We start from the raw sequence: 21221 nt of genomic DNA on the forward strand, positions 1-21221 counted from the left end.
GACAATTCTTATGTTCAGGTCTAAAGTATATTCTCCGTTGTGGACGCAGACGGTTTTTGGAAAGCAATGCGGGTCAACTCCTTTGGAAATTTTGACCGTAATTACTTCGACAAACCGTTAGGAAGATCCTGTTAGTTATTCATGCCGCCGTAGTTTTTTTTGCAATTTTTTTCATATCGCGTTTAAAACCGGAACATTTTCCTATAATGGGTATTAAGAAGTTCTGGAGGGACAGACGCATGAATCTAGCCGACATGTTAAGCTATGCGGATATCCATGAGCTGAGCCGCATCGCCGTTACGTATCATTGCGAGTGCAACGGCCATTCGAAAAATGAGCTCATCCAGTCGATCTTGTGTGCGGTAGGACGGCGGGAGGTTTTCGATACTCAGGTTGAAGCCTTATCGATCGAAGACATCCGTTTTCTCAACTCGCTCTTGTTTGACCAGCGCGGGTCATTCAGCTTGGAGGAGCTGATTGCCCGGGTGCAGCAAAGCCGATTTACGAAGGATGACGAGAACACGGCTTGGAATCCGCGCGAAATGATTTCACGCTTCAAGCAAAGGGGATGGTTGTTCAGCGGATATTCCCATCAAACGCGATACTTGTTTCAATTGCCCGCCGATTTAAAAAGCAGATTTATTCTCGTACTGGCCAGGCAATTTCAGCAAAAGCTTCAAACGACCGAAGAGCCGCCCGTCTACCGGGACGAGCAAAGATTTCTGGCGGAGGACATCTGGAGCTTTCTTCATTTTCTCCGGAGTCAGGAAGTCATTCTTACTGCTGAGAATGTCATGTACAAACGCAATCTCCAGCAGATTCTGGAACGCTTGGCGGTCAGGGAAGACCCTGTGGGCAAAACCGCGTGGAGATTCGGCTACGGCAGAATGTTCCGTGAGTACCCCAATCGGTTTTCTTTTATTTACGATTACTGCTACTACAACGATCTGATTACGGAACACAACCAGGTGCTGGCACTCACAAGCAAAGGCGAAGCGAAGGTGGACGAAGGCCAAAAAGACGACCCGTTCCAAGTTTACCGTTTCTGGTTAAGGCTGTATAAAGGCCCTATTCCCAACCTTCAATCGTTGGTCCATTGGTTAAGCCGTTTAGGCAAATCATGGGTTACCTATCATTCGCTAAGAGAGGTGTTGACTCCATTGATTCGGCCTTACTACTACGATACGGCCGATTCGATCCTGGACCAGCGGATTATCCAGATGATGATGCATCTTGGACTTTTGAGGATAGGCGAGGACGAAAGGTGGGGACGCGTCGTTCAGGTCACTAAGCTGGGCAGTCACATTATTGAAGGAACGTATGTGCCCGACGAAGAAAAGATTACCATTGATGTTTGACAATTGACAATCTTTGAAGGTCTTGCTACAATCACTCCAAAAATCGAGGCTGCTGTATCGCGGCGGAGCATCCGGCCTTCACAGCGCCCTATCCAAGGAGTGTAACGGTTCATGCTGCACAGTTATAACGGTATTCAGCCCCAGATTCATCCAACGGTGTTTCTGGCGCCCGGTGTACAAATTATCGGTGATGTTATTATCGAAGAAGGGGCGAGCATCTGGTACAACACCGTGCTTCGGGGAGATTTGGCCCCCATTCGGATCGGAAAGCGAAGCAACATTCAAGACGGCTGCATCGGCCATGTGAATACCAATCAGCCCTTGATCATCGAAGATGAAGTGTCCGTAGGACACGGTGCCATCATTCACGGATGCCATGTAGGCAAAGGCACATTAATCGGGATGGGGGCGATTGTACTTAACGGCGCTTCCGTCGGTGAATATGCTTTAATAGGGGCAGGAACGCTTGTGACCGAGAACAAAATAATCCCCTCGTACACGCTTTCTCTCGGATCGCCGTCAAAAGTGGTTCGGGAGCTGCAAGAGAAGGATCTGGAGCGGATGAAGCGGACGATGGAGAGCTATTGCGTCAGAGGTTCTGAGTATCTGAGGGGCAGCCTTAAGCAGTAAGTGGTATAAATGGATGATTATGACCCGGTTTGGAGGTAGGTTCTTATGGGCAAAATGAACGTGACAAACGACATGATGCTGAGTTTGTTTGCAGAAATGTTGCTTGACGAAGCGCTGCGCAAATACAAAGAGGAAATATTATACGAAGAAATAGATCAAGCATTGGCTAATGGTGACGAACAATCCTTTATTGCCCTAACGACCGAACTGAATACACTGAGAGACTTGGGTGAATGAATCCGGAATAAATAGAGCTAGCGCCAATGATGACATTTTTTTGAAAGACATATGAAGATAGTTCATATGTCTTTTTTTCTGTGCTAAAGTGATACAGGGAAAGAAGGTGAAATCATTGAAATTTAGCGACATTGAGGAGCAGACATGGGACGAGCTCCGTCCGTATCTGGATACGGCGGTACTGCCGGTTACGGGATTAAACGGAGGGGAGACGCCTTGGGAGGCCACCAGGGAACTGGAATATTTACGCGATGCGCTCGACTTGATTGAGATTCCGTTCAAAGGCCGTATCGTAACGTATCCCGCCATGCATTTTGTAAGCGCCACAAGGCAGGAGTCTGGCAGCTTGCTGCTGGATCAGGTCTGTGAAGGCCTCAAGAAAACCGGCTTTCGGTTCGTTGTTATCGTAACGGCCAAGTCTGAACCCGAGTTTGGGGAAGGGTTCCTTGAAACGAAACATGCCGATTTGGTTCTGCGTTTTACGCCGGAGGAACTCAGAGTTTCCGGCAGCGAATTGAAGCGCCAAGCGGCGGAATTGATGGCAAACCTGTGGAATGGAAGTCTGACCTAATGACGCATGTATGATTCATGGAAATGTTGAGAATTCTATGTAACAGCCTGGCACATTACCCAACATCGCCAGTTGTGACAATTTCGTTACATGTAGCTTCGACACTTCAGATTACACCTAGGAATAAGCAGACTCCATTCTTGACGCCCATTGAGGTGTAGGCTATTATTAGTAATGTCCTAGTGTATGGTGTAAAGTTATGTCGAACGACTGATATATGTTGCAAAAAGGGGGTAGAACGAGAATGAACGATCACACGAATCAAGAGACGCAGCATCACGGCGATAAACCAGTCAAACGTCGTGAAATGTCCAGACGCCAGTTTCTTTCTTACACCCTCGGTGGAGCAGGAGCATTCATGGGCGCAGGGATGCTGGTTCCGATGGTTCGCTTTGCAGTGGATCCGGTTCTTCAGCCTAAGTCGCAAGCTGAATGGGTAAAGGTTGTGGAAGAGTCCAAAGTTACGAACGAGCCGAAATCCTTCAAGTTCCAAGTGCATCAAGTGGACGGCTGGTACGAAAGCAATCCTGAGCTCGAAGCATGGATTGCAAAAGGTCCGGACGGCAAAATCTTTGCCCTGAACCCGACATGCAAGCACTTGGGCTGTACGGTAAACTGGAATGGCAGTCCGCAATTCCAGAACCAGTATTATTGTCCTTGTCACGGTGCGCATTACACAATTGACGGAAAAGCATTAGCCGTAGCGCCACTGCCGCTCGACGAATATGAAGTGAAGATCGAGAACGGTTTTGTGTATGTTGGTCAGCTCGGACCTAATAAACGGGTGTAATAAGGAGGCGTAGCATCAGATGTTTAAAGCGGTTTATAACTGGATCGATGAACGCCTGGATATCACGCCGATGTGGAGAGACGTAGCGGACCACGAGGTGCCGGAGCACGTTAACCCGGCTCATCACTTCTCCGCTTTTGTATACTGTTTCGGCGGCTTGACGTTCTTTATCACAGTTATACAAATTCTGTCGGGCATGTTCCTGACCATGTATTATGTGCCGGATATCATCAACGCTTATGCAAGCGTAGACTATCTGCAGCATAAGGTGGCTTTTGGCGTGATAGTACGCGGGATGCACCATTGGGGCGCCAGTCTCGTTATTGTCATGATGTTCCTACATACGCTTCGCGTGTTCTTTACTGGATCCTATAAGGCTCCCCGGGAAATGAACTGGGTTGTCGGGATGCTGATATTCTTTGTCATGCTGGGTCTTGGTTTGACGGGATATTTGCTGCCTTGGGACAATAAAGCATACTTCGCAACAAGCGTTACGCTTAAAATTGTTGAATCCGCACCGTATATCGGTCCATATTTAAAAACCCTCCTGCAAGGCGGGGAAATCGTAGGGGCGCAAACGTTAACGAGATTCTTTGCATTGCACGTGTTCTTCCTTCCGGGCGCATTATTGGCTCTGCTTGCAGGACACTTCTTCATGATTCGCAAGCAAGGTATTTCCGGGCCGCTATAAGATTTCCGTAAAATTTGCAGCTTACGGTTTTCTACCAAGAAAACGAGAAGGAGGAGCGTTCCGTGGCTCATGGTCATAAATCGGACGAGAAAATCGTTTACGTTGGGGATTCACGCGTTCGAGTAAAATCGACGAAATTGACTCCGCAAGATTTTTCTGCTTACCCTGGAAAATCGGAAGTATTTGTTCCGAACTTCCTTTTGAAAGAATGGATGGTCGGCGTTGTCGTGCTGGTCGGTATTTTGGCTCTGACCGTGTCTCATGCGGCTCCGCTCGGCTATCCTGCTGATCCGACGAATACACAGTTCATTCCGATGCCGGACTGGTACTTCCTGTTCATGTATCAGCTTCTCAAATACCCGTATACTTCGGAAAATTTCGTGGTGCTGGGTACCGTTGGTGTTCCGGGTATCGCGTTCGGTGCTTTGCTGTTGGCTCCGTTTCTGGATACGGGCAAGGAAAGACGCTTTTACAAGCGGCCGATCGCATCTGCTTTAATGTTTTTGAGCTTGATCGCTTGCACCTATTTGACGGTCGTGTCCTGGAGCCACTATCAGGCAGAGCTCAAGGAGAAAAATATTATTCCGGAGCATATCAAACGTGAAGAAGAAATGCACGCCAACAAAGGCACATCAGGCGGCGCAGGCGGGGGCGGAGCGAAGCCGCCCGCACAACAAGCCGCTGCAATTGTAGCTCCTGATGATCCGGCAGCGCAAATTTATGCGAAGTCGACTTGCCTTTCCTGTCATGGCGGGGACTTGAAGGGAATGCCTTCGGCCAAAATCCCGGCGCTTCGCGGAGTGGGAGACCTTCACTCCAAGGATGAGATTTTGGGAATTATCCATAACGGTATTGGTCAGATGCCTGGACAATATGATGCCAATATTGGCAAAGGTCTGACACCGGCCGAAATCGAACAGCTTGCGGATTGGCTCTCCAGACAGAAAAAACAATAACAAGATAAAACCTGACCGCTAATGCGGTCAGGTTTTTTTAGAAAGAAGAGGAGGAGTCATTGTTGTCAATCAGGGGCTGGACTTACTTTTTCTCACGCGAGTTTCTGGGCAGCCGGCAGATGCTGTGGACCTTGTTTTGGGTGAACTTCCTTGGTACGATTTACGGATACATATGGTATGGCAATCAATTAAAGTTCACCGCAGAAAACATGTCTCCGCTTTATCTTCCCTTTGTCCCGGACAGCCCTACGGCCAGTTTGTTTTTCACTTGGTTTCTGCTGATTTTGCTGCTGAGAAGAGCGAACGATAAAGATACCGGACGGAAGCCGTCTGGCGGATTACGAAGTTTTGTAGAGGCTTTTGCCGTTATTACTTCATTTAAATACGGGATATGGGCAGTAGCCATGATCATGGCAGGAGCGTACCAAGGGGACCGGCTGGTTTGGCAGGATTGGATGCTGACGTTTTCACATCTGGGGATGGCGATGGAAGCATTGCTGTACTACCGTTTTTACCGTTTCCGATGGATGGCGGTTCTTTTCGCAGCCTGTTGGGTGCTTCTGAACGACATCATGGATTACGCCGTCGGCATTTATCCATGGCTCCCGGAGGTGCTGGAGGATGATCTGACTCCGATCGCCTCTTTTACGATGTTATTAAGCTGGGCCAGCATTGCCGTGGCTTTGCTCCTCTGGAGATGGAGGGTACGGAAGGAACGGAAGGAGACCGGTACAAAATCGGTCTAAATGTGGACATCCTCCCATACGATGTTTTTAGGAGGGGATGTACCAATGTTCGGAGCTTACAACGTGAAGCGGCTCGGTCTGATCATAACGGCGCTGCTCGTTGCTGCTTTGCTCGGCGGCTGCAGCGGGAATGACAAGGACAAAAATGAGGCGAAGGCGCCAAAGCCTTCCCAGGAGCAGCTTCAGAAGGCCGATCTGTTGAACCGTACTGCCGATGATATGTATCAAAAACTGCTGCAGGGAGAGGTAGAGGATAGCCGAATCGTATTGCAGCAGCTGACAGACCAAATATCTCAAATTCGTTATGAGGGATTGACTTCGGCTGAAGGAATGACCGCTCTGACCCAAACCGTTACCGATGCACAGCGCATTTTTGGTTTGGCCAAGGTTCAGCCTGAAGATCGGCAAATCGCCGCGGCAAAGGTTCGGCTGGCGGCCGATGCACTAACACACCCCACCCAGCCGTTATGGCTTCAATATTACGACCGGCTTCAGGATGACGTTACCGGTGTGGAACAAGCGGCTAAAAGCCAAAGACAGTCGGATTTACAATCGGCTTCCTCCCGGTTAGAGCATAATTACAGCATTGTGCAGCCCAGCCTGGTTATTGGCCGGATGCCCTCCGATGTGGAGAAAATGGATTCGCTCGTCACGTTCGTCCGGTCACAGTCCCTGCTTCAGGGCGAACCGTTCGATGACGTGCTCAATGCCGTCCCTGCCATGCGGCAAATGCTGGACAAACTGTTTATGAGACAGGCAACGACAGCCTATCTGCCTTATCCGGAGCCGCAGAATCCGATTCTGTGGACGCTGACGTTCGGGTTGATCATTTTGAGTTCACTTGCTTTTGCCGGGTGGCGGCTCTCCAAAAAGAACGACGGTCTTGTGCCGGTTCGCCGCAGCAATGACGATACGCGATAGTTCAATAGGACTTATTTAGGCTTGAAGCCTTCTCCAACGACATCGTGTACCTCCGTTATGATAATGAATGCGAGAGGATCGATGGAACGGACAAGGTCTTTAAGCCTTTTCATTTCACTGCGGGCCACTACACAGTAAACAATATGCTTCTGCTGTTTGGAATAAGCGCCCACAGCCGGTAATAATGTGGCTCCCCGATCGAGTGATTCCGTAATGGCGGCGGCGACAGCTTCCGACTGGTGGGTAATAATGGTGAAGGCCCTGGCGGCGTATGCTCCTTCAATCAGAATGTCGATCATCTTGGAAGCGATAAAAACAACAACAATCGTATACAGGATTTTCTCTTTCGGCAGGAAAAAGAGAGAGGAACCAATCACGATAACGTCCATCGTCAGGATAATCTGCCCTATACGCCAACCTTTCAGCTTATGGATGACCCGGGCCAAAATATCGGTCCCCCCGGTTGTTCCTCCAAAACGGAAGACGATGCCCAAGCCCAATCCCAGTGTAAATCCGGCATAAGCGGTGACCAGAAAGTAATCGTGCTCCGTCCGAAAGGGCACAAGCCAACCGCTGCCGATTAGCCGTTCCATGATCCAGAGAAAAAACGACAAAGAAAGTGTACCTATGATGGTGTATGCCATGGAGGATTTTCCTAATATACGCCAGCCCAAATAAAACAGCGGAACATTCATGCAGAGCGTGGTCAGGGATGGCGGAAAACTGAAAATGTAGTTCAAGAGCAGCGCAAAGCCGGTCAGCCCTCCCTCCATCAGTTCATTCGGAATGACAAAATAATGAAGCCCGAAGGCATATACGGCCGTCCCGATCCAAATCGGGATGATGTTTTTGGCATGGGTGGAAGCTTCAGAAAACCGCATGATTCAACTCCATTCGTTTCAGATGAACATGAAATTCGGTATAATATAACGGTTCCCTTCTTTTTCAAAAAAAATTTGTCATGACGGCGTGTTTTGCGTTAACATGATGATAATGCGCTCTTATGGATAGAGAATGATTTAATGAAGGCAGGTGAACGTTAGGATCATGTCCGATAAATCGTTAAAGGACCTCCAGCAGGAGGTGCATGAATACATATCCCAATTTAAAGAAGGGTATTTCAGTCCCTTGGCCATGATGGCCCGAATGTCGGAAGAGGTTGGGGAGCTGGCCCGGGAAGTGAATCACCGATTCGGGGAGAAGCCGAAAAAAGCTACGGAAGAAGAGAACTCCATCGAGCTCGAACTGGGCGACATTTTGTTTATCACGATTTGCTTTGCCAACTCCCTGGGGATTGACCTTGCCGAGGCACATGACAAAATCATGCATAAGTTTCGCACGCGTGACGCCGATCGGTGGACTCGAGTGGACACTTAACTTCATCTTTGTCATATAGTGTACCATCATCTTATATGCTGCAGACCTCGTCCAGGAGGGAACATGCTTCGGACGGTTTGGAGAGGAGATGGTCATTATGGACGGGGAGAACGCCATAAAAAAAGCATATGAATCGATATTACAGCACGACTTCGAAAGGGCGATTGCATGGTTTGAACGCGCGATTGCCCTGGACCCGCATTGTGCGGCGTATCATTATAAGCTGTCCATCACATTTGCCCGCAGCAATAAGCTCGATAAAGCGATTGGTCATGCGGCGCAGGCCGTTCGGCTTGAGCCGGAGGATGAGCATTATTCGTTTCACCTGCAGCATCTTCAGGCCAGGAAATTGATACTGCATGCTGAAAGGCTGTTCGAGGAGCAGGATGAACGCTTGTGGTTGGCCGTCGCGCTGCTTCAACAGGCTGTGGAGCTTGACCCCCTGGCCATTGAGGCATTCCTTCTGCTGGGTATTGCGTATTATCGCCTTGAGGAATACAGTTCGGCGGTGAAAGCGGTCAAAGAACTTTTGAAGCTGGACCCTCAGCACGCTATAGGCAAAAGACTGCTTAAAGATTATGATTTAAAATGGAAACAATATATGAACAAAGGATGAACTCCAAATCGCAGGAAGAAAGGAACGAAACAACGAAATGACTCGAATTAAAGTGGCTGTGGCCGGTGCAAGCGGCCGTATGGGACGTGAAGTCGTAAAGATGGTGCTTGGCGATCCCGAACTGGAATTAGTGGCGGCGGTTGCACGCTCTACGACAAATATGGATGCAGGAAGACTTGTTGGTCTGGAGCCATGCGGCGTTCAGGTTACGAATGATTTGGAGCTGGCGCTCGTCGAATCAAAGCCGGATGTGCTGGTCGATTTCACGACTCCCCAATCGGCTGTTGTGAACACAAGGCTGGCCATCAAGCACAAAGTTCGCCCTGTAATGGGAACGACGGGCTTTACTCCTGAAGATATAGAGGAGCTGGACAAGCAGTGCAAAGCGGAAGGCATTGGCGGGCTTATCGCGCCTAATTTCTCGATCGGTGCCATTTTGATGATGAAATTTGCCGCTCAAGCAGCGAAATATATGCCTCATGTAGAAATTATCGAGTACCATGGGGATCAGAAGCTGGATGCTCCGTCGGGTACCTCGGTAAAAACCGCTGAATTGATCTCCGAAGTGCGCGAGGAGCTCCGCCAAGGGAATCCGAAAGAGGAAGAGACGATTGAAGGCGCGCGCGGCGGTTATTACCAAGGCTTCCGAATTCACAGCGTTCGGCTTCCGGGCATTTTTGCCCAGCAGGAAGTCATTTTTGGCGCCTTCGGTCAAACGCTGAAAATCCGCCATGACTCATACGACCGCGCGGGCTACATGCCCGGGGTGAACGTTGCCGTCAAAAAAGTGATGGAGTATGCGGGCATGGTGTACGGATTTGAGCATTTTATCGATTAATGAATAATGAGGAGGACATGGATCAGGCCGCAAGGTCCGTTCGAGTGTCCTTGTTTTGTAGGGAAGCGGCAGAGCAGAAGAGGAGCTGGATGACATGCCTATGAATATTGCACTGATTGCACATGATCGCAAGAAGGATGAAATCGTTAATTTTGTAACGGCTTATGAATCTGTCTTTGAGCATCATCGTCTTTATGCCACGGGAACGACGGGAACACGCATTATGGAGAAAACCAAGCTGAACGTGCACCGTTTTATGTCGGGGCCGCTTGGAGGCGACCAACAGATCGGAGCCATGGTAGCCACCAATGAGATGGATCTGATTATTTTTCTGCGCGATCCGTTGATGGCTCAGCCTCATGAGCCGGATATTATCGCGCTGCTCCGGCTTTGCGACGTGCAGGGAATCCCGTGCGCGACGAATATTGCAACTGCTGAAATACTGGTCAAGGCACTGGATCGGGGAGATTTTGCCTGGAGAGAGCTCGTACATAAATATAAGCCGGGTGTAGACGGATGAAAGAATCGTTGGACTTGCTCATATTCGGCGCTCATCCGGACGATGCTGAAATCGGAATGGGCGGCACCATCGCTAAGCATACGGAGCAAGGGCTCCGTGTCGGTGTTTGTGATTTAACTTCAGCTGAAATGTCTTCCAACGGAAACGTGGAAACCCGACGTAAAGAAGCGGCGGAAGCGGCGGAGCGGCTTGGGCTTGCGATGAGGAGCAATCTGGAGCTCCCGGACCGCGGTCTTTATCTGCTGCCGGAATATGTGGAGCGCATTGTGCTGGAAATTCGCAAATGGAAGCCTCGCGTCGTATTCGCTCCTTATTGGGAGGATCGGCATCCCGATCACATCGCGTGCAGCAAGCTGGTGCAGGAAGCTTTGTTCAATGCGAAGCTTAGGAGGTATATACCGCATGTTCCGGCGCATACGGTTCAGGAGAGCTACTTTTATTTTATTAACGATGTCATTCCGCCGGATGTCATGGTAGACGTAACCGCTGTCTATGAGAAGAAGCGCTCTTCACTGAAAGCCTACCGCTCGCAATTCGAGGCGGCAGGCGCCGGGAATGATTACGTCCATACCCCGCTAAATCAGGGCTACCTGGAGCGGGTAGAGGCCAGGGATCAGCTGCTTGGCCAGCAGCGTTCGGTGCCTTATGCCGAAGGCTTCATCAGCAAACTGCCTTACTTGACGAATTTGTTTTAAGACGTATATCGATTGTGATCGAGGGAGGCGCGCAGGATGGAACGGTTGAAAATCGGAATTACGTGCTATCCTACGTTGGGCGGTTCAGGAGTCGTAGCCACAGAACTCGGAAAGCTGCTTGCGGAGAAAGGGCACCAGGTTCATTTTATAACCCACAGCATGCCGTTCAGGCTGGGAAAATTCCATAAAAATATTTTTTATCATGAAGTGGAAGTCAACGACTATTATGTATTCAAATATCCGCCTTACGATCTTTCGCTCGCGAGCAAATTGGCGCAGGTGGCAAAGCAGGAGGAGCTGGATTTGCTCCATGTGCATTATGCGATCCCTCATGCCGTCTGTGCGCTGCTCGCAAAGCAGATGGTGGGTTCTCACCTCAAGGTGGTCACGACGCTGCATGGGACCGATATTACCGTGCTCGCCGAGGACGAGTCTCTCAGTGATTTGATCCGGTATGCGATCAACCAAAGCGATGCGGTGACGGCGGTTTCCCAGGATTTAATCCGGGAAACGCGCCAGCTGCTCGGGATTGAGAAGCCGATTGATCTGGCCTACAACTTCGTAGACAAACGGGTGTATTATCCGCGGGAGGTTACGGCGCTTCGCAAGGAATTCGCCCACCCGGATGAAAAAATATTGATCCATATCTCCAACTTCCGACCGGTAAAACGGGTGATGGATGTGGTGGACATATTCGAACGGGTTCACCGGGACATACCGGCCAGATTGCTGTTTGTCGGCGAAGGGCCTGAGCTTTCCAAAGTACTGTGCAAGGTGAAGGAGTTCGGTCTCCAGGAACGCGTCACATTTTGCGGCAAACAGGATGATGTGGCGCAGCTTCTGTCGCTTGCCGATCTTATGCTGCTTCCCTCGGAAAAGGAAAGCTTCGGCCTGGTGGCGCTGGAGGCCATGGCCTGTGGAGTGCCGACCATCGCATCGAATGCCGGCGGCATCCCCGAGCTCATCACACACGAGGAAACCGGATATTTGGCGGACATTGGCGATGTGGAGCAGATGGCTTCTTATGCACGTATGCTGCTGACGAACAACGAAATGTATCAGCGCATGAGAGAGGCTTGTTTGTATCGTGCGAGATATACCTTCTGTAACGACTTGATTACACGCCAGTACGAAGAACTTTATTATCGGGTGCTCGAACGCCCTGTACCTGAGGCCTTGAGCGCAAAACCTCTGCAATGTTGAAAAGGAAAACGGAAATGATGACCGAATCGTTAAGAGAAAAAGCGATGACCATTGTTCACCGGCTGACGGACAAGGGATTTGAAGCCTGCCTGGTAGGCGGCTGTGTCAGAGACGAACAGCTTGGCCGTCCTGTCAAAGATTATGATATTGCTACATCGGCCAGACCCGAGCAGGTTATAGCGCTGTTCGAGCGGACCGTACCGACAGGATTGCAGCACGGGACCGTCACCGTCATCATCGGCAAAAGGCCTTTTGAAGTCACGACCTTCCGCAAGGAGGCTGACTATGAAGCGTTCCGTCGCCCCAGCGAAGTGGAATACATCGACAGCTTGCTGGAGGATTTAAAAAGGCGGGATTTCACCATGAATGCCATGGCTATCGACCGCGAAGGCCGGCTGATCGATCCTTTTGGCGGCAGAGCCGATTTGCAGCGAGGCGTGCTTCGCTGTGTCGGAGAAGCGGAAGAAAGATTTCGGGAGGATGCGCTTCGCATGCTGCGGTGCATTCGTTTTGCCGCGGAGTATAACCTGCAGGTGGACGGACCGACCTGGGAGGCGCTGATCGCCTGCATGCCTCTTCTGCGGCACATTGCCATGGAGCGCGTGCGTTTGGAGCTGGAGCGGATGCTGGCAGGAAACGATCCGAATCGGGCGCTCGAGCTGCTCTCTCGGTCACGGGCCCTGGAGCATGTAAAACGGGAGCTAAAGCTTGCGGCAGCCATAAGGCCCGACAGCATCACCGATTTAAAACGGATTGCCCGTGATGAGCTCCGGTGGGCCTACCTTTATCTCCGTGCAGGCGTCTCTCCTGCTGAAGCTGCAGAAGATATGAAAACCTTGACCTTTTCCAAGCAAATGATGGAGGAGATCAAGCGGACCGCGGCGGCTGCGGATATGCTGGCACACGGGCTTGAGCGGCTGGACCGCTCTTCTGCTGAAGAGGAAGAGTACAGACGGCTGTGGCTGCGTACCGCTTTACAGTATGGCCGTGAAACGCTTCGAGGCATCCGGGAATTGATGGCTGCTGATGCATTATGGTTTGCAGCGAGGTGCAGCAGTCCGCTGGCCGCCGGGGCGGTTACGCGGTGGTGCGATCACGGACACGGTTGGCTTCAGACGATGCCTGCAGGAGAGTTATCGGAATTATCCGTTACGGGACAAGCTGTACTTGAGCGCCTGAAGGCGAAATCCGGACCATGGACCGGCAAGCTGCTGAACCGTTTGCTGGAGCTAGTCGCCCTTGGAGAGCTTCCGAATGAAACGGAGGCGCTGCTTCAGACGGCGGAGCGGGAATATGTCACGATGCAGAAGAAGGGGACCCTATGACCGATCGACTACTGGAGCTGTTCGAGCAGTCGAATGGAGCTTTTCTGTCGGGGGAAGAGCTTAGCGAACGATTGCAAATCAGCCGGACCGCCGTATGGAAACAAATCGAAAGACTGAGGCAGCAGGGGTATCGCTTTGAGGCTGCACCGCGCAAGGGGTACCGTTTGCTTGCGAAGCCCGACATATTCGATCTGCCTGCTTTTATCGGCAAGCTGCAAACGGAGCGCTTCGGAAAGCATGTCAAATATTACGATGAAGTGGATTCCACCCAAACGGTTGCTTTATCGCTGGTAGCGGAAGGGGCCCCTGAAGGAACGCTTGTTCTGGCTGAGCGCCAAACGGCGGGCCGGGGCCGGATGGGCAGACAGTGGCACTCTCCGAAGGGCAAAGGTCTTTGGATGAGCATGATCCTGAGGCCGAAGCATATCCCCTTATCGTTCACTCCTCAGCTCACGCTTCTGGTTTCCGTTGCCTTATGCCGTGCCATCCGCGCTATAGTCCCTGTGGAGGCCGGCATCAAATGGCCCAATGACTTGCTGATCGGCGGACGAAAAGCGGCCGGGATTTTGCTCGAATCCAGCGCGGAGAATGAGACGCTTCAGCATATTATTGCCGGTGTAGGCATCGGGGTCAACCTGGAACCGGACGATTATCCCCCCGAGCTGCGTAATGTGGCTACATCGCTCTTTATCGAGGCCGGATACCGGATTGACAGAGTGGAGCTGCTTTGCCGCTTTTTGCTGGAATGGGAGCAGTTGTATGCCCTGTACCATGAGCAGGGATTTGCCCCTATAAAGCTTCTTTGGGAGGCACTGTCAGTATCGCTTCATAAGCCGATTCGCTGCCAAACCGCACAAGGCCTTGTCGACGGGTACGCTGAGGGGATTGACGAGCTGGGGGCACTTGCGATCAGACTGCAGGACGGGACGATCAGGAAAATGTATTCAGGCGATGTCGAATTCAGGTGACTTTTCATGTAATGATTGGTATAATCAACACACGGAGGCAGTATCCGGCCGGAATTGCACTCCTGCGTTTTGTGTTTTCCCAACTGAAAAGCTGCTTTATGCTATATGTCGGATTCTGCTCTGAGCCTAACCGGACCGAGACAGAAGGATCATATGACACAGAACATGTGACCTTTTAGCCTCTGCTTTCCCGGCTAAAAGGTTTTTTGCTTTTGCAACAATCCGGCCGTTCTTTGAAATACTATGAACAAAAAGGTGGACGGAGGTGCTTTATGGAAACACGTAAACCGATAACGACGGCGAAACTGCAAAAAATGAAGCAGGACCGGGTTCCGATCAGCATGATGACGGCCTACGATTATCCATCCGCCATGCTGGCGGAGCAGGCAGGCATCGATATGATACTGGTGGGAGATTCGCTGGGCAATGTGGTGCTTGGTTATGATTCGACCATTCCGGTTACGCTGAATGACATGATTTATCATTCCAAAGCGGTGACGCGAGCGGTGAAGACGACCTTTGTCGTAACGGATTTGCCTTTTATGACCTATCACGGAAGTATCGATGAAACGTTGAAGAACGCGGCCAGGCTAATGCAGGAGGGGCACAGCAAAGCGGTAAAAATGGAAGGCGGCACGGAAATCGTGCCAGCCGTGAAAGCCTTGGTGCAAGCGGGGATTCCCGTTATGGGACACATCGGTCTGACTCCCCAATCCATCCATCAAATCGGAGGCTATAAGATCCAGGGGAAAACCCCCGCGGCTGCACAAAAGTTAATGGATGATGCGAAGGCATTGGAGGAGGCCGGAGTCTTTGCGATTGTGCTGGAGCTGGTCACCGATCAGCTTGCGGCACATGTCACCGAACAGCTTTCCATCCCTACGATAGGCATTGGGGCAGGCGCTTCCTGTGATGGCCAAGTCCTAGTATTTCACGATTTGCTCGGGTATGGAGGAGAGCTGCATCCGAAACGTTTTGTCAAGCAGTACGCGTCGATAGGCGAATTGATCCGCAGCGGCATCCGCCAATATGTCGATGAAGTGAAAGGACGCCGCTTCCCGGCTCAAGAGCATACGTTCCGTATGGAAGAAGAATTTGCGGCAAGCTTGTACGGAAGCGCTGCTTCCCCCAGAAGTTAAAAGATCGGAGAAAAGGGACTTATGCATACCGTAAAGCATATACAGGAGCTTAGGCAATTCATCCGTCAGACCCGATGGAATCGGCCGGAGGCTCGAATCGGATTTGTACCCACGATGGGATATCTTCATCAAGGCCATCAATCGCTGCTTGACACCGCGCGGCGGGAGTGCGATGTCGTTGTGCTCAGCATTTTCGTTAATCCCATTCAGTTCGGACCGAATGAGGATTTCAGCCGGTATCCGAGGGATGAAGAACGGGATATGGCTATCGCGCGTGCCGCCGGAACCGATATTGTCTTTTTCCCGCAAGTAGAGGAGATGTATCCTGCTCCCACCAAAACGATCGTTTCTGTCTCCGGAATAACGCAGCGGCTGTGCGGAGCTTCACGTCCCGGGCACTTTGACGGGGTTGCGACGGTCGTGACCAAGCTGTTGAATATCGTGCAGCCGGATTACGCTTATTTCGGAATGAAGGACGCACAGCAGGTGGCTGTCATTGAACAGATGGTTTATGACCTGAATATCCCTGTCACGATCGTACCCTGTCCTACGGTTCGGGAAAGCGATGGACTGGCCATGAGCTCGCGCAACGTATACTTAACTGCGGAGCAGCGGCGTCAGGCTGTCGTCTTGTCTCAGGCGCTCGATACCGCGGAGCGGATGATCCGGGACAAGCGCGACGGACTCTCGGCTGACGAGCTGCGTGAAGCCGTGACCGCAACCATTCGCACGGCTCCGCTCGCCGAGATTGATTATGCGGAAGTGTTGAGCTATCCGGCATTGGAACCGATCCGCGCTTTGTCGGAGGCCGATCGAATCATTGTGGCCTTGGCCGTAAAATTCGGGAGCACCCGTCTGATCGATAACCGTTTGTTTCACCTGAGGGCGTAAGAACATATATGTACAGGAGGCGGAAGCCGTGTTTCGCACCATGCTGAAATCCAAAATTCACCGTGCAACCGTAACGGAAGCAAACCTGAACTATGTCGGCAGCATTACGATCGATCAGGATTTGCTCGATATCGTCGATATGCTGCCGAACGAAAAAGTGCAAATCGTCAACAACAATAACGGTGCGCGCTTCGAAACGTATATCATTCCGGGACCCCGCGGCTCCGGCGTCATCTGTTTGAACGGAGCGGCGGCCAGACTGGTCCATCCGGGAGATACGGTCATCATTTTATCTTACGTAATGCTGTCCGACGAGGAAGCGAGATCGCATACTCCCCGTATTGCGATCATGGGCGATCAGAATAAAGTCATCAGTGTGCTGAAAGAAGAAATTCATTCCACAGTGCTGTAGAGAGAATGAAACAGGGCGGGGAGACAAACAATGAAGATACAATAAGTCGAGGGCCGAGGCAGGGATCAATAAGCCCCTGACTATGGTCAGCGAGAAGCGTAAAGGTGGGTGCTTAGAGAAATGTTTAAACATCTTTTTGCTTCCATGAACGAAATGCTCGATGACGTGATATCGGAATACCCGTCCTCTACAGGCAACAAACGTAAACAATTGCAGGAAAAGCTGCGGGCGCTAAAGGCGATGAGCGACAATTGCATTGAGGAATGGATGCTTTTCGAAGAAAAGCTGGGCAAGCTCATGAGTGTTCCGGGGGTTTCTTTTGGAACGGCTGACCCGCTTGATCCGGAACTTTCCGGTAAACGAACGGATTGGTTTATTCGCGGCCAGGGCTATTATAAGCTCCATATGTTTGATGATGCGATTCAAGAATTCGATAAGCTGGTCAAACACCAACCGGACTTTACCCTGGCGCGCATCTATCTTGCGATGTCTTATCTTCGCAAAGGAGAAACGAATGAAAGCTATGCACACTTTCATTTTTTGACACAGCTCACGGAAAATATGCAGATAAAGGCCATCTCTTATAATGTATTGGGATGCATCCAAGCCGAGCAGCGCAATATGGAGAAGGCCTGCGAATTTTTCAATATGGCTTATCGTACTTATCCCGCCAGCGTTCAACCGCTGCTGGATTCGGGCGTGTGTTGCGAGAAAAAGGGCGGGCTGGAATTTGCTTTTTCCAACTCGCGGGTACCTTCTTAAACCGCAGGTTAAGTTTGCTATTCCCTTTTGCCCGTAATCTTGTTATCCTATAGAAATAGTGGGAACGAAGGGATTGACTAGCTACCAATGAAATTTGCGGTTTTGGATTTTGAAACGACCGGGAGCACGGCTTCGGATCGAATTATCCAAGTCGGGCTCTTTATTATAAACGATTATGAAATTACGGACAGGTATACTTCACTCGTCAACCCGGGCATGAGTATACCTTCTTCTATTACCTCGCTAACGGGTATTGATGACGAGATGGTGAAGAATTCACCGGACATTGAAAGTGTGATCGCGGAGATGGTGCCGCTGCTGCAGGATGCTGTGCTGGTGGGACACAATACGCCTTTTGACTTGGCGTTTCTGCAGCGGGCTTTGGATGAAAGCGGATATTTTGCATTCGACGGCAGAGTGCTGGATACGATAGATGCTCTTCGAATTCTTTATCCCGGCCTGTCCAGTCTGCAGCTATCCATGGTCAGTCATGCCTTCGGGATCAAGCACGACAGGCCGCATCAAGCCGACAGCGATGCCGAAGCTACGGCGCTCATCTGGCTCCAGTGCATGGAACGCTTTCAATCGCTTCCTCTGCTTACACTTCAGAGATTAGAATTGCTCTTCGAGGACTCCGCTAACGATTTTGGCTGGTTTATTCGGGAAATGAGACAGCATAAGGAACTGCATAATCCGCTGGATACGGACTCGGACCGCTATTTCCGCCAGTTTGCTTTGAATGTGAATGATTGGGGGGCGGAGGAGCCGGAAAATGATGAGAAAATGGCGGGCGAACTGCCGGAAGACTTTGATTCGTTCTACCATCAGCTGAAGCAGGTCCTAAAGCAGCGTTTTGACGCCTATGAGGACCGGGAAGCTCAAGTTACGATGCTGAGAGAAGTGGAATCGGCTTTCGAGCAGGGCAAGCATCTTATTATTGAAGCGGGAACGGGAACCGGAAAATCGCTCGGCTATTTGATTCCTTCGCTATATTACGGTTTAAAGCAGGACAAAAAAATACTGATAAGTACCCACACGATCAATCTTCAAGAGCAGCTGCGGGAACGGGATCTGCCGTTGCTCGAAAGCTTATTTCCGGTTCATTTCAAAGCGGCCGTTTTCAAAGGCCGAAGCCATTATTTGTGCTTGCGCAAATTCGAACAAAAACTGAACTCGCTTGATTTTGAACACGGATGGGACGACCGGATCACCGCAGGTCAAATGCTGGTTTGGCTTGGGGAGACAGCGCGCGGAGATGAAGAGGAGCTTCATTTTGGAAACAAAGGCCAACAGTTCTGGCATACGGTGGCAAGCGATGCGGATTCATGCTTGAACCGTGCATGTCCCTGGTTTAAAAAATGCTTTTACCATCGTGCCCGGCATGACGCCAATACGGCGGATGTCATCATTACAAACCATTCGATGCTGTTCACGGATACGAAAGCGGAAAACCGGCTGCTGCCCGCATATAAACATTTGGTGATCGATGAGGCGCATCATTTTGAAGAAGTGGCCGGCAAGCATTTGGGCATTGACCTGCACTACCATGGATTGATGAATACGCTGCATTGGTTATATAAAGATTCCCGGTCCGGCCAGTTGTCCTCCTTGCGCTTGCGGCTGCAGAAATTTGAGGAAGAACGGTCGCAAGGCTGGTGCGCAATGATCGATCAGGCCGTGGAGAAGCTGGTGCAGCTAAAAGAGGAATGGGATCAGCTGACCGAACTGCTCTATCAACTGCTTGTTTCCGGGGGGGATGGCAGCCAAACGGAGGGCAGCTCGTTCGTGTACCGGGTGAAGAAGGACAAGCTGCCCGCCGGCTGGGACAAGCTGCTGATCTTAGAGGAGAACATGCAGCTTCATTTCAATGAAGCATTGCACCGGCTTGACCGGATGATCATGGAAATCAAAGAGGTTCAGGACGAATACGATGTGCAAAGCTCGATCACCGATTTGACCGGAACCGTGAAGGAGCTGTACAGGCATCGGGATGCGCTGCATTTTTTTATGACGATGCCCGATGACAATTATGTCTACTGGCTCGAAGGCGGCATGTACAATAAGAACCGTTCGCTTCAGCTCTTCTGTGTGCCGGTAGATGTCAGCGAAATGCTGCGTCAAACCTTTTTCGGAGTGAAGGACAGCGTGATTATGACTTCAGCTACGCTTTCGGTCGGCAAATCGTTTGATTACACCTGCGAGCAGCTGGGGCTGGCTTACGGGGATCCGGACGGTAAGCTCAAAACCGTTCAGCTGCCATCGCCCTTCAATTACCGCAAGCAGGCGCTGGTCGCCATACCCCGGGATTTTCCGACGCTGCGGGGAGCCAGCGGCGAGAAGGAATTTCTGGACAAGCTGGTGCCGTCGCTGGCGGAAGTGGCGCTCGAAACGCGCGGCCGGATGCTGGTATTGTTTACATCCAACCGGATGCTCAAGGTCGCTCATGCGGGATTGAAGGACATGCTCTCTTCATTCGGAGTGACCGTACTTGGTCAAGGCGTAGACAGCAGCAACCGAAGCAAGCTGACCCGGTTATTTCAAAGCAACCCAGCCAGTGTGCTGCTTGGGACGAGCAGCTTTTGGGAAGGTGTGGACATTCCCGGCGATGCGCTCAGCTGTCTGGCGATTGTGAGGCTTCCGTTTCAGCCTCCGAATCATCCGCTTGTTGAAGCGAAGATGGAAAAGCTGAAGCAAAAGAACCAGAATCCTTTTATGAAGCTGTCCGTACCCCAGGCGGTCATTCGCTTCAAGCAAGGCTTCGGACGTCTGGTGCGAACGGCTTCGGATAAAGGAATTGTGATTATATACGACACTCGCGTTATCGATACGAACTATGGCAAGTATTTCTTATATTCGCTGCCAGGCCCGAAGATCGAGCACATGAATTCGAATCAGTTGGTACCAAGAATAAAGCAGTGGATGGGTGAAAATGCATAATGAAAACTCCGAAAATATCCGAAGCGGTTGTTCGTCGGCTTCCGATCTATCTCCGATTTCTGAATGAACTCAGCAAGAAAAACGTACAAACGGTATCCTCTCAGGACCTGGGGCAAAAGCTGGATTTAAACCCTGCTCAAATCCGCAAGGATTTGGCCTATTTCGGAGAATTCGGGAAAAAGGGCATTGGATACGATGTGGACTATCTGATTGAAAAAATCCGGCAAATATTAAAGATCGACAAGGTGATCCCGGTTGCATTGGTCGGTGCAGGGAATCTGGGCCGGGCGTTATGCAATTATAACGCTTATCTTAAGGATAACATGAAAATTGTGGCCGTGTTCGACTCCCAAAAAACAAAAATCGGAGAATCGATCAACAATTTGAAGGTAAAACCGATGGAGGAGCTTTGCGATACGATTCAAGCGCTGAAGGTGCGGATCGGGATCATAACTGTTCCTGCCATGGAGGCGCAGCATGTGGCCAACCAGTTTGTCGAGGCAGGGGTGGAAGCCATTCTCAACTTTGCTCCGATGATTATCAAGGTGCCCAGCGGGGTTCGCGTACACCATGCGGATTTCACGACGGATCTGCAAAGTCTGGCCTATTATTTGGAGGAATAAAAGGAAGCCCGGTGC

Annotated in this window: 24 protein-coding genes; 23 read left to right on the top strand and 1 reads right to left on the bottom strand. The window is 50.8% G+C overall.

The features are described 5' to 3' along the window. Window positions 1-239: 239 nt before the first annotated feature. The 9 genes from EXW96_RS09180 to EXW96_RS09220 all read left to right on the top strand — a co-directional run bounded on the left by EXW96_RS09180 (window position 240) and on the right by EXW96_RS09220 (window position 6900). Window positions 240-1358 (top strand): hypothetical protein, encoded by a 1119-nt coding sequence (locus EXW96_RS09180; protein WP_062408845.1) that lies wholly within the window; start codon window positions 240-242, stop codon window positions 1356-1358. 111 nt (window positions 1359-1469) lie between these two features. After that, window positions 1470-1988 (top strand): gamma carbonic anhydrase family protein, encoded by a 519-nt coding sequence (locus tag EXW96_RS09185; RefSeq protein WP_137669754.1) that lies wholly within the window; start codon window positions 1470-1472, stop codon window positions 1986-1988. Between the two features lie 45 nt (window positions 1989-2033). Further along, window positions 2034-2225, top strand: a complete 192-nt coding sequence (locus EXW96_RS09190; RefSeq protein ID WP_054818294.1) for an IDEAL domain-containing protein — start codon at window positions 2034-2036, stop codon at window positions 2223-2225. A gap of 115 nt (window positions 2226-2340) precedes the next feature. Beyond that, complete coding sequence (locus EXW96_RS09195; protein ID WP_174350386.1) at window positions 2341-2796, top strand: DUF2487 family protein; 456 nt, start codon at window positions 2341-2343, stop codon at window positions 2794-2796. A 244-nt stretch (window positions 2797-3040) separates the two neighbouring features. Further along, window positions 3041-3586 carry a Rieske (2Fe-2S) protein gene (locus EXW96_RS09200; RefSeq protein WP_174350387.1) on the top strand — a complete coding sequence of 182 codons (546 nt, stop codon included), beginning with the start codon at window positions 3041-3043 and terminating at the stop codon, window positions 3584-3586. Window positions 3587-3605: 19 nt separating this feature from the next. Continuing rightward, window positions 3606-4277: a menaquinol-cytochrome c reductase cytochrome b subunit gene (gene qcrB / locus EXW96_RS09205; protein ID WP_054818297.1), complete on the top strand. Its 672-nt coding sequence runs from the start codon at window positions 3606-3608 to the stop codon at window positions 4275-4277. 62 nt (window positions 4278-4339) lie between these two features. Beyond that, window positions 4340-5233 carry a c-type cytochrome gene (locus EXW96_RS09210; RefSeq protein WP_062408844.1) on the top strand — a complete coding sequence of 298 codons (894 nt, stop codon included), beginning with the start codon at window positions 4340-4342 and terminating at the stop codon, window positions 5231-5233. 62 nt (window positions 5234-5295) lie between these two features. Continuing rightward, the gene (locus tag EXW96_RS09215) at window positions 5296-5979 is read left to right on the top strand and encodes a DUF1405 domain-containing protein (protein WP_062408843.1); all 684 of its coding nucleotides are present in this window, start codon (window positions 5296-5298) and stop codon (window positions 5977-5979) included. Window positions 5980-6024: 45 nt separating this feature from the next. Then, window positions 6025-6900, top strand: coding sequence for a sporulation protein YpjB (locus EXW96_RS09220; protein WP_174350388.1), 876 nt, complete (start codon window positions 6025-6027; stop codon window positions 6898-6900). Window positions 6901-6911: 11 nt separating this feature from the next. Here EXW96_RS09220 and EXW96_RS09225 read toward each other — a convergent pair whose 3' ends face one another. Then, entirely contained in the window at window positions 6912-7781 is an 870-nt protein-coding gene (locus tag EXW96_RS09225) for a YitT family protein (RefSeq protein ID WP_062408842.1), read from the bottom strand. 166 nt (window positions 7782-7947) lie between these two features. Here EXW96_RS09225 and EXW96_RS09230 point away from each other — a divergent pair, with 166 nt between their 5' ends. The 14 genes from EXW96_RS09230 to EXW96_RS09295 all read left to right on the top strand — a co-directional run bounded on the left by EXW96_RS09230 (window position 7948) and on the right by EXW96_RS09295 (window position 21206). Further along, complete coding sequence (locus EXW96_RS09230) at window positions 7948-8277, top strand: nucleotide pyrophosphohydrolase (RefSeq protein ID WP_054818300.1); 330 nt, start codon at window positions 7948-7950, stop codon at window positions 8275-8277. A gap of 97 nt (window positions 8278-8374) precedes the next feature. Further along, window positions 8375-8893, top strand: coding sequence for a tetratricopeptide repeat protein (locus EXW96_RS09235; protein WP_062408841.1), 519 nt, complete (start codon window positions 8375-8377; stop codon window positions 8891-8893). 37 nt (window positions 8894-8930) lie between these two features. Further along, complete coding sequence (dapB, locus tag EXW96_RS09240) at window positions 8931-9731, top strand: 4-hydroxy-tetrahydrodipicolinate reductase (protein ID WP_054818302.1); 801 nt, start codon at window positions 8931-8933, stop codon at window positions 9729-9731. Window positions 9732-9831: 100 nt separating this feature from the next. Further along, window positions 9832-10251, top strand: coding sequence for a methylglyoxal synthase (locus EXW96_RS09245; protein ID WP_174350442.1), 420 nt, complete (start codon window positions 9832-9834; stop codon window positions 10249-10251). After that, window positions 10248-10946, top strand: a complete 699-nt coding sequence (gene bshB1, locus EXW96_RS09250; protein ID WP_054818303.1) for a bacillithiol biosynthesis deacetylase BshB1 — start codon at window positions 10248-10250, stop codon at window positions 10944-10946. Before EXW96_RS09245 ends, bshB1 begins: the two co-directional genes overlap by 4 nt. Window positions 10947-10982: 36 nt before the next feature. After that, on the top strand, window positions 10983-12149 hold the full coding sequence (gene bshA / locus EXW96_RS09255) for an N-acetyl-alpha-D-glucosaminyl L-malate synthase BshA (protein WP_062408839.1): 1167 nt from the start codon (window positions 10983-10985) through the stop codon (window positions 12147-12149). 14 nt (window positions 12150-12163) lie between these two features. After that, window positions 12164-13474, top strand: coding sequence for a CCA tRNA nucleotidyltransferase (locus tag EXW96_RS09260; protein ID WP_254611290.1), 1311 nt, complete (start codon window positions 12164-12166; stop codon window positions 13472-13474). Then, window positions 13471-14442, top strand: a complete 972-nt coding sequence (locus EXW96_RS09265; protein ID WP_062408838.1) for a biotin--[acetyl-CoA-carboxylase] ligase — start codon at window positions 13471-13473, stop codon at window positions 14440-14442. The genes EXW96_RS09260 and EXW96_RS09265 overlap by 4 nt, the downstream gene beginning before the upstream one ends. Window positions 14443-14714: 272 nt before the next feature. Next, window positions 14715-15581: a 3-methyl-2-oxobutanoate hydroxymethyltransferase gene (panB, locus tag EXW96_RS09270; RefSeq protein WP_062408837.1), complete on the top strand. Its 867-nt coding sequence runs from the start codon at window positions 14715-14717 to the stop codon at window positions 15579-15581. Window positions 15582-15602: 21 nt separating this feature from the next. Continuing rightward, entirely contained in the window at window positions 15603-16472 is an 870-nt protein-coding gene (panC, locus tag EXW96_RS09275; RefSeq protein WP_062408836.1) for a pantoate--beta-alanine ligase, read from the top strand. A gap of 28 nt (window positions 16473-16500) precedes the next feature. Continuing rightward, window positions 16501-16884, top strand: coding sequence for an aspartate 1-decarboxylase (panD, locus tag EXW96_RS09280; RefSeq protein WP_054818304.1), 384 nt, complete (start codon window positions 16501-16503; stop codon window positions 16882-16884). Window positions 16885-17004: 120 nt separating this feature from the next. Beyond that, a complete protein-coding gene (locus EXW96_RS09285) occupies window positions 17005-17646 on the top strand; it encodes a tetratricopeptide repeat protein (protein ID WP_174350389.1) in 642 nt (213 codons plus the stop codon). Window positions 17647-17733: 87 nt separating this feature from the next. Next, complete coding sequence (gene dinG, locus EXW96_RS09290; protein WP_174350390.1) at window positions 17734-20583, top strand: ATP-dependent DNA helicase DinG; 2850 nt, start codon at window positions 17734-17736, stop codon at window positions 20581-20583. After that, a complete protein-coding gene (locus EXW96_RS09295) occupies window positions 20583-21206 on the top strand; it encodes a redox-sensing transcriptional repressor Rex (protein ID WP_174350391.1) in 624 nt (207 codons plus the stop codon). Before dinG ends, EXW96_RS09295 begins: the two co-directional genes overlap by 1 nt. Window positions 21207-21221 lie beyond the last annotated feature (15 nt).

Source organism: Paenibacillus sp. JMULE4 (assembly GCF_013337105.1).
Taxonomy (GTDB): domain Bacteria; phylum Bacillota; class Bacilli; order Paenibacillales; family NBRC-103111; genus Paenibacillus_G; species Paenibacillus_G naphthalenovorans.